The organism is Sporosarcina koreensis (assembly GCF_001531445.1).
GTDB classification, from domain to species: Bacteria; Bacillota; Bacilli; order Bacillales_A; family Planococcaceae; genus Sporosarcina; species Sporosarcina koreensis_C.
Genome location: NZ_LQYA01000094.1, coordinates 1 through 243, shown reverse-complemented (window position 1 = coordinate 243; position 243 = coordinate 1). Strand labels below are relative to the sequence as shown.

Annotated in this window: 1 rRNA gene; it reads left to right on the top strand. The window is 54.3% G+C overall.

The annotated features are described in order from the left end of the window. Window positions 1-243, top strand: a 23S ribosomal RNA gene (locus AWV70_RS11615); the annotation flags it as partial.

The following is a 243-nucleotide window of genomic DNA, read 5'->3' as shown; positions in this document are numbered from 1 at the left end:
TCGAGAGAACTCTCGTTAAGGAACTCGGCAAAATGACCCCGTAACTTCGGGAGAAGGGGTGCTCTGTGTAGGGTGTTACAGCCCGAGAGAGCCGCAGTGAATAGGCCCAGGCGACTGTTTAGCAAAAACACAGGTCTCTGCAAAACCGTAAGGTGACGTATAGGGGCTGACGCCTGCCCGGTGCTGGAAGGTTAAGAGGAGAGGTCAGCGCAAGCGAAGCTTCGAATTGAAGCCCCAGTAAAC